The organism is Larkinella humicola (assembly GCF_008727875.1).
GTDB lineage: Bacteria > Bacteroidota > Bacteroidia > Cytophagales > Spirosomataceae > Larkinella > Larkinella humicola.
Window position 1 is genome coordinate 636,884 of the sequence record NZ_VTWS01000006.1, and the last position, 9,584, is coordinate 646,467.

The window sequence follows — 9,584 nt, forward strand, 5'->3', positions numbered from 1 at the left end:
TTACCGGTTGATGATCACCCGCCCGGTCAGCTGCCGCCCATCGTCCCGAACAAACCGGAAAACATACAAACCATTGGGCAACCCCACGCCACCCTGATCCGTGCCATCCCAGTAAAATTCATTTTTGCCGATGCGAAGCGGCTGCCCGATCGTTCGAACCACCTGCCCGTTCAGGTTCTGAATGACCAACTGCCCATTGCCCGGCGATTCCTTTCCGGTAAGGGTAAACTGAAACCGGGTATGCGCCCAAAACGGATTGGGTGCGGGCCGGATTACCGATAGACTATCCTCCAGTTTCACCCGAAAATTGATTTCATACGGACTCAATCCGGCTTTGTTACCACTGACATCGGTGGCCTGAACACGCAACGTATAGATACCTTCGGTCAGATTCTGCGGTCGATAATGTAGTAAAAACCGGTTATTGAGGCTGGCAGGGGTCCAATTCACGTCGGAATTACCAAGAACCACCCGTTCAAAACCGCATGTTTCGCAGGGTTTACGCAGCAGCAAATCGATGCCGAGCGTGTCCCGGCGAATGCGATACGGATCTTCATCCTGCACCATAACCTGAATGACCGGATTGGGTGAAACCAGCGCACCGTCGGCAATCCGGGCTCCGTCGATGGTTACTTCCAGCAACGGATTGAAGCGATCGGGCGGAAAACGCTGGCTCGAATCGGGCAAAACGACCGCGTACTGATCTCCGGATTTCGAAACCGTAAACACCAGCACGTTATTGGTTTCGTCTAATTCATCCACCCGGTTTTCGGCATCCAGTGCCAATTCGTGCCGCGTTGGGCCATCGGCATCCAGTTCGGGTCGAAAGCTGTAAAAAACCGTATCCCGAAAGGCTACCGCAGCTCTTGAAACGGTTTTATACGACCGAAGCGATCCGTCGGACAGCCGCTTCCGAACCGTCAGGCTCAGGCGTTCCTGCGGATGGTAGCGCCCGGCGTTGACCACAACCACCCGCAAACGGACGGAATCTGCGGCATTGTCGATCCGGGAAACCCCCGAAGACTGCACCTGAAAATCGGCTTTGGGCAAGGGAAACAGCCGGAGAGCCGGGTCACCCTGCAACACCATCTGGTTGGCATTACCAATTTGTAGGGCATCTTTGGTGGTGGCCAACACCCGCCGGGTGGTTTCCTGGTGAATGACGCCAATCGGTTTTGAGAAGTAGATACTATCCGTAAACAGCGTCTTGTAAAATTGCAGCGTGAACGTGTTGAGGGGCGTGGTAAATCCTTCGAAACAGTGTGCCAGAATGGCAATGGCCCCTTTGTCCGGCGTCAGCAGCCAATTGGTACTGAGCACATTACCACCGTAAAAAATATTCCCAAGTCCGCATCCATTGAAAAACATGAGTGGATATCGACCTTTGTTGTTATAGCCATATACCGGATCGGAAGCATACCCGATGTCGAGGTCGGCGACGGTTGGCGATGAATGGCCAAAAAACGTGATCATTGCAACCCCTTTGTTGACCTTGTCGCTGATGTCGATGCGCTCGACGGGAGCATCGGTCGTTTTGGAGCGCGTGGTGACTTCCGAGCCTAAATACTGGTTTTGCACGAGGGCCTTTGCATCATCCAGAATTGCCTTAAAACCAGCCAGTTCCGACTGCGAACGACCTCCGCTCAGGTGCAGAACTTCCTTGCGCCACGGTACATTGGCCGCATTGCTTTCAAACTCTTTCACCTTGTTTCCGTAGTTCAGCACCTCCTGCGCCGAAAGTGTATTGAGCCGTCCCGTGGCCATAGCGGGCACGTTTTCCGGAAAACCAGCCAAACCGGCGGTCAACAGCACATCCGAACCGGGGACGTTGCCGATGGTGGGAACCAGATCCAGGTAATACTGATTGGCATTCTTGCGAAATGGGAAATAGACCGACGAGCGGCCTATCAAAAACAGGAACTTGCCGGGGCCACCCGCCAGCATGTAGTCGGCAAACCGCCGAATGGCCAGCGGAGTGCGCTCGCCAAAGCTGAACTGGTTGAATAACTCCTTCATGGTCACCACGAGCGTATCGTACTGCCCGCCTTTCGCCGACGCGCGGTAAGCCGCGTAGGCCCGAACCGGGTCCGCCACCTGCCCCACCGGTTTCATGAGAAGCTCGTGCGAAACCACCAGAAAATTGGGTTTGGCCGGATCAAATTTGCGAAAAAACACCCGCTCCAACCGAACGGGCGTTACCACCCGGGTCGTCACCAAAAGCTGACGGGGGGACGTCGTGTTGGGAACGACCACCTGCCGGGTCGAACCGTTCTGTGTGCCGGTCAGAAGCCGGGCTGCACCGGGTTCGGTGATGTCGTAGATGACGGTATTGGCTGGCGCATCCGGCAGTTCGAAGTACGAACGTCCGCCCGCTTTGGGCAGTAGCCGGAGTAGTTGCTGCGGCCCATTTTTCAGGCTGATCGTTTGTGGATACCGAATCCGAACGGTACTCACGGAATAGCGATCAAATTCACCCGAACCGCGCGCTACGGTGGTCAGCGTCAGGTCAGCCGAAGCGTCACTTTTTACGGTAAAATCCGTGGTTTGAAGCGGTGCTGAAAACCGGCTCGGCTGAAAACCGCTGAATTTCAGACTTCCCAATGCCCGGCTTGAGGCCCCGACGGAGAAATCGACCAGGTGCTGGTAGGAGTCCCGGCCGTTCAGCAGCACTTCCAGTTCCGGTTTTTCAGCAGCCAAATTGACCAAGCCCGGGAGGTTGAAAAGCTGCGTATGTGGTTTGTTCTTTTGTTGCATCGGCCCCGTCCATCCCTCCCCTTCTTCAAAATACACCTCATACTGGGTCACAAAAGGCACCGGACCCGTGCTTGGGTTGGTAGACATTTCATCCTTCAGCACCAGCAACTGTTCGGCGATGTGATACGATTCGGGCAGCAAGCCAGCCGGTCGGATTTCCTGCGTGGCAACAACCCGTTTACCCGGTTTGCCGTCGGAGCGCCAGGTTAAAAAATAAGCCGCCGTGTCGGAATACATGCTATAGTACGAATGCGGCTGGGCGTTCATCGGTCGGTAGAGCAACGTGTCCTGCAAACCGTCATTGCCGTCGCCCACGAATTCCAGGTAATCGGCAGCGTCCAGTTTCTTATCCGATTCACCGACAACCAGGATCGCCTGCTCGATTCCGCGCCGGAACAATTGCAACGTACTGGGATCCAGTGATGCAACCGGAATACCCGCCTTTTCCAGATCGGAAGTAGTGAGTCGGTAAACGGCCCTTTCCGTAACCGGGATTCGAAAATAGGGCTGGCTGTGATTAATCCATTCGTTTCCGAAGCGACTCATCTGGGCGCTCACCCCACCGCTACAAAACCAAACGAGCAAACCAACGATCAGTTTCCGCATAACATTGTCTGAAAATAAAGCATTGATTTGGCCGCATCGGTGAGTGGACGACGGGCTTGCGGGTCTACTGCAACACATACTCTCTGGCTGGTAACAGAACCGGCCGGTAGGGTTCCGGAATGTAGTCCCGTTTGGAAAATGGATCGCTTGCTAACGCCAGCACCAGGCAATCCGGCGAAAAGTCGTACAATATCCGCCAGTCGGAAGGAAGCAGATGCAACGCCTGATTCGGGCTATTCAACTGATAGACGGTGTCACCTCCTTCGGATTGAACCAAAATGGATACTGACCCACTCAGGCAGAACAAAATGCTGTGGTTGTTCTGATGGCGGTGTTGGCCCCGGCACTGACCCGTCGGAACCTCATAAATGAGATACGACCGCAGAAAGGACAATCCGGTCAACTGTTCCAGCTCGACGATCTGACTTTTGGCGGCATTTAAAGTATACAGTAGGGCCATGACAGCGGCTTTTATGTCGGAGAACCCACCCGGTTTCAAATCCTGACGGGTTTGTAAAACCGGGAATAGCCGTTCCAACCGGAACAGATACAAATCAATCGAAGGAATCGATCTTATCCTGTAGAAAATCATCCATTTCAGGAAGGCCGCAGAAACCGCTCTTTGCAGGAAGAGTTGAATGATGGTGGAAATTGGGAACAGCGTGTCGTTCAAAATACGTTTTTTTCTACAAAAGTCGACCGACACTCTGCTTATGTTTGGGAGGATTATCCCGGCTTTGCGCAATCTATGTTTACCCCACAATGGAGCGAAACGGTCTGTAAACAGATTTCTCCACGATCAGGTACGATGACTTTTATACCGTTCTCACTGTGGGCCGGTAGCGTGTCGGCATCCGTCGAACCGTCAGTTGACCCATCGGTTTTGCAATCCGTGGGAATTGGTTTTAGTTGGAATAATCTCATTTTACCGCCCGTTCTGGCAAGCTTGCTGGTGGCCGTTCTGGTCTGGTTTTTCCTGCGAATGCGCTACCGAAACCGGCAACAGCAACATCTGAGATTGGATCATGAAACCGAAGATCGCATTGTACAGCAGCAGAAATTGATCTCGGAATTGCAGCTGCACAATGACCAGTTGAAAATATCCAAAGCAAACCTGCACCTGTCTATCTCCGAAAAAGACCGTTTTATTTCAATTCTGATCCATGATTTACGGTCACCATTGCGCTATTTATACAAAAACACGGCATACTTGTTCCGAAACTGGAAGCGGGATTCCCACGCCGAACTGGATGACCTGATTACTGAAATCAATAACTCGACCAAACAGATTCATTTTCTGACGGAAGAAATGATGCAGTGGATTTCGACCCAGGATCATACCTATGGCGTTCGGATGAAGGAGTATTTATTACCGGAACTCATCGATGAACTGGAAGATTTGTACAAGGAAAATATTCTTCACCACGGCAATACACTTCAACTCGACATTCCGACCCGGATGAAGGTCATTACGGACAAATTACTGCTAAAAACCATCCTGCGAAATCTGATCGATAACGCGAACAAAAATACAGACGACGGCACCATCCGGATCGAAGCCCGGCAGGCTTATCAGAAAGTGGTCATTACGGTATCGGACAGTGGCGTTGGGGTTTCGCCCACACTACTGCGGGACATAAACCGCTATTTTAGTACTTCCGAACCCATGCCGGGATTAAATACGCAGTTTGGCCACGAAATCATCCGGGATTTTGCCCGCTTACTCAATGCGACCGTTTTATACGAAACCGTCGAAAGTGGCGGCTTACGGGTATCGTTAACGCTTCCGTATTGATCAGAAACGGCCCTTCATACCCCATCGTTCTTCTGTTCGATCGCCCGTCCGGCTTCCCCATCCAACCGCATCACGACCGGCCCACCCCGGTCGGCCCTTCTCCAGGCAAATTATTTTTGTAGTATGTTCGCCGTTCAGAACACTTTCCGTATTATGTGCAAACATTTACGGCCGCGATTCACGTAGAAGTGCAATTTTACGACCTTTTAAATGAAATTCACCTCCATGAAAAGCGGGCATTCCTTCATCGGTCGTCTGGCTTGGGTTCTGCTGATTTACTGGTTTTCCAGTTGTGATTTCTATGCAATCCGGACTATTGATCACGAAGCTCACGTAGATAGCCTGATTGACCGGGCCACGGTTCTGAAGTTTTCAAAGGGAATTGAACGCTCCCGCATTTACCTGGATTCCGCCTACGCCCGATTTCCCGACGCGGGCATTATGGATTACTACCGCAAATATGATTTTCTGAGAGGGAATTACCATGATGAAAATTTCAAACCCGACTATGAGAAGGTTCAGAGCTATATCGACAGTATGTTTGGGGTTCTTGAACCCGGGGTTGTCCGGGAAAGATACAAAAAGAACTATGCCCGGATTTATCTTTTGCGGGGTGATTTGTTTCATCATCTGAGACGATACGATGAAGCGTATAGCCAGTTTTTCCAGGGAAAGATCCTGATGGAGTCAACCTTCGACAGTTGCCAGAGCAGCCAGTATACCAGTCGGATTGCCGGGATGAATTACCAGGAAAAAAACTACAGCAAAGCCGCTACGTATTACAAACAAGCCTTTCATGAAGTAATGACCTGCTCAAACGGAGGAAACTTTGATGACTTGTTTGTGAGTCGTCAGGGGTATTTAAGCAACATCGGTTTATGCTACTCAAAATTAGACTTACCGGATAGCGCGCTGCATTACTATGACCAGGCACTACGGTTTATCGGGGAGAATGAACACAAATTTCCGAATCAGAACAATTTCATGGCCATGGCCCGGGCGGTCATTTATGGAAATCAGGCTACCATTTATCTTCAACAGGGAGATCTTCTTCAGGCAGAAACTCTTCTGAAAGAAAGTATCCGGATCAATCGTCAAACCGGGTATTACAACCGGGATGCGCAGTTATCGCAGGCCAAACTTTGTGAACTCTACCTGACTAATAATCGCCTGGCAATGGCGCGCAGAGAACTGCTTTCCCTGAAAACATCGCTGGATACCCTACCACACCCGGACGCACTCTTGCGGTGGCACCATGTCCAATCGCAATACTTTGAGAAGGTCCACCAAATCAGCCAGGCCCATTATCATCTTAAAAATTACCTCGCGCTGAAAGAGTATTCCGATCAGGAAAAGGCGGTTTTTAAAGGCATGGATCAGGCGTTGCAGAACCTGGACAGTCAACACAAAATTGAATTGCTGAGTAAAAAGGAGGAGTTGAACCGACTCTATCTGATGGGTGCCGCTGCCATTCTGATGATGGCGCTCGTGATTGCCTTTCTGATCTGGCACAGTTGGAAGCGAACCCGGAAAAACCTCTTAAAACTTGCAGCCTTAAACCAGCAAATCATTGCCCGAAACACGCAGTTACAAACCACATTGACGGAACTGGAACGAAGCCAGCAGGAAAATGCCCGCCTGATGCAGATTGTTGCGCACGATTTGCGCACGCCAATTGGAGCCATCAGCATGGCGGTCGATCTGCTGCTGGAAGATCAGCTACGGGTTCACAAACCGCAGTATTTCCTGAAAATGATCAAATCATCATCAGCCAACTCCCTCATTCTCATCGATAACCTATTACATTCCAACACCACGATCAGCAAAAAGGAGCCGGTTGAGTTGCAGGATTTTCTGGCGTCGTGTGTCGACATGCTGGAATTGAAAGCACGCGAAAAGCAGCAATCCATTCATCTCGAAGCGGATGAGGCCCGGATTTTAGTCGACCGTCAGAAAATGTGGCGGGTGATCAGTAATCTCATTGCCAACGCTATCAAATTCAGCTCCCCTGAATCGACCATCACTGTACGGCTAAAAAAGCGGGTACATACCGTTCAAATATCCGTGCAGGATCGGGGAATCGGTATTCCTGCTTCATTGAAAGCCAACATTTTTGATCTGTTTACGGTGGCCAAACGACCTGGTACTGCCGGCGAAAAATCGTTTGGGATGGGACTCGCCATTTCCCGGCAAATCGTTGAAGCACACCAAGGGAAACTTTGGTTTGAAAGTGAAGAAAATCAAGGAACCACTTTTTACGTTGAGTTACCGATATAATGAAATCATAGCCGGTTTTCAGGTTAGCCTTTCCGGCCAAGAAGCGGCATGATCCACTAAAAAAGCCTACGAAGAATCTTCGTAGGCTTTCGAACTATTGCGAGATGTAAAGGTTAAATGTTAGCGTGACAAGGTCAGGGAGCGGGTGAATTTCCGCCCGTCGCTGAGCCGAATGCTGTAGAAGTAGGTTCCGGTAGGCAGGTCTTTGTTGCGATCCCGGCCATCCCAGTCGTTTTGGTAGTTTTTCGATTCGTAAATAACAGTTCCGTTGCGATCAAAAATGGTTACCTCGGCAGTCAGTTTCCCCAGGTTGGCGATGGTGAATTTGTCATTGGTTCCATCCCCATTAGGCGAGAACCCTTCCGGGATTCGTAGCTCTCCGTCCGCATCCGGGTTTTAACCGGAACACAAGCTGGAAATCGATTTGATGGTCAGATTTTCAAAGACTCCGCCGGCTTTGGCAATGTAGGTGTCGTAGTCAAACTCAGGAGTGGATTTCTTCAACACGATTTCACTTAAGCCGGTGACGGGAAAGGCTTTGTCATCATTCCATACCAGCGTTGTTCCGGCTTTTTCATCCGGATTGACGAGATCGAATTGCAGCGTCGCAATGGGAAGCCAGTTCGTGGAAACCGGTGTTGCGTTCTGTTCCGAACCGCTGTAAATGATGTTCAATGAAACGATGCCGTTGGCATTTCGTTCGACCGAACCGTTCAGCGACAGGGGATTGTAGTTCAGGCTGGCATTTTCGCCCTGACTGGTAAAATTCTGCTGATCGGCAATAACCGGTGCTTTGATCAGGTGAGCATCGTATGAAAAACGAAAGTTTGCATTGCCCATCAAAAACGAACTGTTTTCATCGTGCGCCTTCACTTCTACCGTTACCAGCAGCTTCATTTGAGCACAATCAGCTTTTTTGAGTTGCAAACGCACATCGAATTTGCCGTTTTGGGCCTTAGCCAGAAGCGAAGAGCAGACCGCGAAAAGAAAGAAAAACCGTTTCATATCCATTGGTTTTACGGAAAATAGAATTCAAACTTCAGAGTTGGATCAAGGAAGGTTCAGTGGCCGAAACCGCTGAACCTTCTATTGATGTCAATGCGGCACTTTGGAATAGCGTCCGTTATTTTTCTTCCACAACACGCTGTCGACAAAGTTCACGTCAGCGTCCATGTTGAAGTCGCCATACCGATACTGATCGAAAATACCGCTCTCGTCTTTCCACAATTTGGGAAATCGGCTGCGGCATCGGTGTGCCAGACGATGGCAAAGCAATTGTTTTGAATCAGTTGCGTGTTGACGATGTTGAACTGAATGGTCGAAACGGTGATCCAGTTGATGCCAACGGAAGCGGCTCCGGTTCCGGAACCACCGTAGGTGGTGTTGAGCGAAACGGTTCCTATGGTGGGCCCGAACGAACTGCCGTTCAGGTTCTGGGTACCGTACCGGACGTCGCTCGCCGGGGCCTGGCTGGAAAAATTTTCCTGCGTCAGAATGACCGGATTGTTGATAATTCGGGGATCATAATCGAATCGATAATTCGCATCGCCCATCAGAAACGTACCCTGCGTACTGCTGGCTTTCACCTGCACGTTGATAACGGCTTTGCCGGTGGTACAGTCGATGGTTTTGACCAAAAATCGGACGTCGAATTTTCCATTCTGAGCGAATGAGGCACTCACCGCTAACAGAAAAAGACCCGCAAGGAGGTAGATTTTTTTTTTCATATTCATCAACGACTAACTACGACAAGTGCTATGACTCCAACTGGTTTGCTACAATGCACTTCGGAAAAACCGGCTCCGGCTCCGTTTCCGGCCATTTCGGGAATAACATTCGTTAATGTAGACTTCCTATCCCGAAAAAAGTCACACTAAATATTTTTGTGTGTACAAAATAGATTCCGGTTTTTGGTATTCAGATTCAGGGGGCGGTTGCTGAATACCGCCCAAACCCCCGGGCAAGTCAACAGCGCCGGTTTCAGGACACCGTCTGTTCGTATTAGTAAACGAGACCTATGGGATTTATTAATAGGAACGCGAACTATGAAATTATGCCCTTGCCCAACAGTTATTTTAGTGCCAGCGGCACGTAATTTTAATAGCAAATGGGTATTCTGAGCACTCCAGGCGTGCCGGAGGTACGCAATATA

General features: G+C 50.3%; 7 protein-coding genes. 2 read left to right on the forward strand and 5 right to left on the reverse strand.

Features of this window, described 5'->3' with window-relative positions; genetic code table 11:
• Together porU2 and F0P93_RS24140 are read right to left on the reverse strand one after the other, a co-directional pair.
• On the reverse strand, positions 1-3,360 hold the full coding sequence (porU2, locus tag F0P93_RS24135) for a putative type IX secretion system sortase PorU2 (protein WP_191908907.1): 3,360 nt from the start codon (positions 3,358-3,360) through the stop codon (positions 1-3).
• Between the two features lie 64 nt (positions 3,361-3,424).
• Positions 3,425-4,033, reverse strand: a complete 609-nt coding sequence (locus F0P93_RS24140) for a sugar 3,4-ketoisomerase (RefSeq protein WP_150880284.1) — start codon at positions 4,031-4,033, stop codon at positions 3,425-3,427.
• A 135-nt stretch (positions 4,034-4,168) separates the two neighbouring features.
• Between F0P93_RS24140 and F0P93_RS24145 the strand changes: the two genes are divergently transcribed.
• Together F0P93_RS24145 and F0P93_RS24150 are read left to right on the forward strand one after the other, a co-directional pair.
• Entirely contained in the window at positions 4,169-5,155 is a 987-nt protein-coding gene (locus F0P93_RS24145) for a sensor histidine kinase (protein WP_191908908.1), read from the forward strand.
• A gap of 210 nt (positions 5,156-5,365) precedes the next feature.
• Complete coding sequence (locus F0P93_RS24150) at positions 5,366-7,432, forward strand: tetratricopeptide repeat-containing sensor histidine kinase (protein WP_150880286.1); 2,067 nt, start codon at positions 5,366-5,368, stop codon at positions 7,430-7,432.
• Between the two features lie 120 nt (positions 7,433-7,552).
• On the opposite strand, the gene F0P93_RS32050 is transcribed toward F0P93_RS24150, so the two are convergent.
• The 3 genes from F0P93_RS32050 to F0P93_RS24165 form a co-directional block, all read right to left on the reverse strand.
• The gene (locus F0P93_RS32050; RefSeq protein WP_225309621.1) at positions 7,553-7,801 is read right to left on the reverse strand and encodes a T9SS type B sorting domain-containing protein; all 249 of its coding nucleotides are present in this window, start codon (positions 7,799-7,801) and stop codon (positions 7,553-7,555) included.
• Positions 7,802-7,828: 27 nt separating this feature from the next.
• Entirely contained in the window at positions 7,829-8,437 is a 609-nt protein-coding gene (locus tag F0P93_RS24160; protein WP_150880287.1) for a hypothetical protein, read from the reverse strand.
• A 152-nt stretch (positions 8,438-8,589) separates the two neighbouring features.
• On the reverse strand, positions 8,590-9,159 hold the full coding sequence (locus F0P93_RS24165; RefSeq protein WP_150880288.1) for a hypothetical protein: 570 nt from the start codon (positions 9,157-9,159) through the stop codon (positions 8,590-8,592).
• Between the last annotated feature and the right edge of the window lie 425 nt (positions 9,160-9,584).

Coding starts and splice junctions, on each gene's coding strand:
- F0P93_RS24150 (WP_150880286.1), top strand. CDS start 5,366: ATGAAATTCACCTCCATGAAAAGCGGGCATTCCTTCATCGGTCGTCTG.
- F0P93_RS24145 (WP_191908908.1), top strand. CDS start 4,169: ATGACTTTTATACCGTTCTCACTGTGGGCCGGTAGCGTGTCGGCATCC.
- F0P93_RS24165 (WP_150880288.1), bottom strand. CDS start 9,159: ATGAAAAAAAAAATCTACCTCCTTGCGGGTCTTTTTCTGTTAGCGGTG.
- porU2 (WP_191908907.1), bottom strand. CDS start 3,360: ATGCGGAAACTGATCGTTGGTTTGCTCGTTTGGTTTTGTAGCGGTGGG.
- F0P93_RS24160 (WP_150880287.1), bottom strand. CDS start 8,437: ATGAAACGGTTTTTCTTTCTTTTCGCGGTCTGCTCTTCGCTTCTGGCT.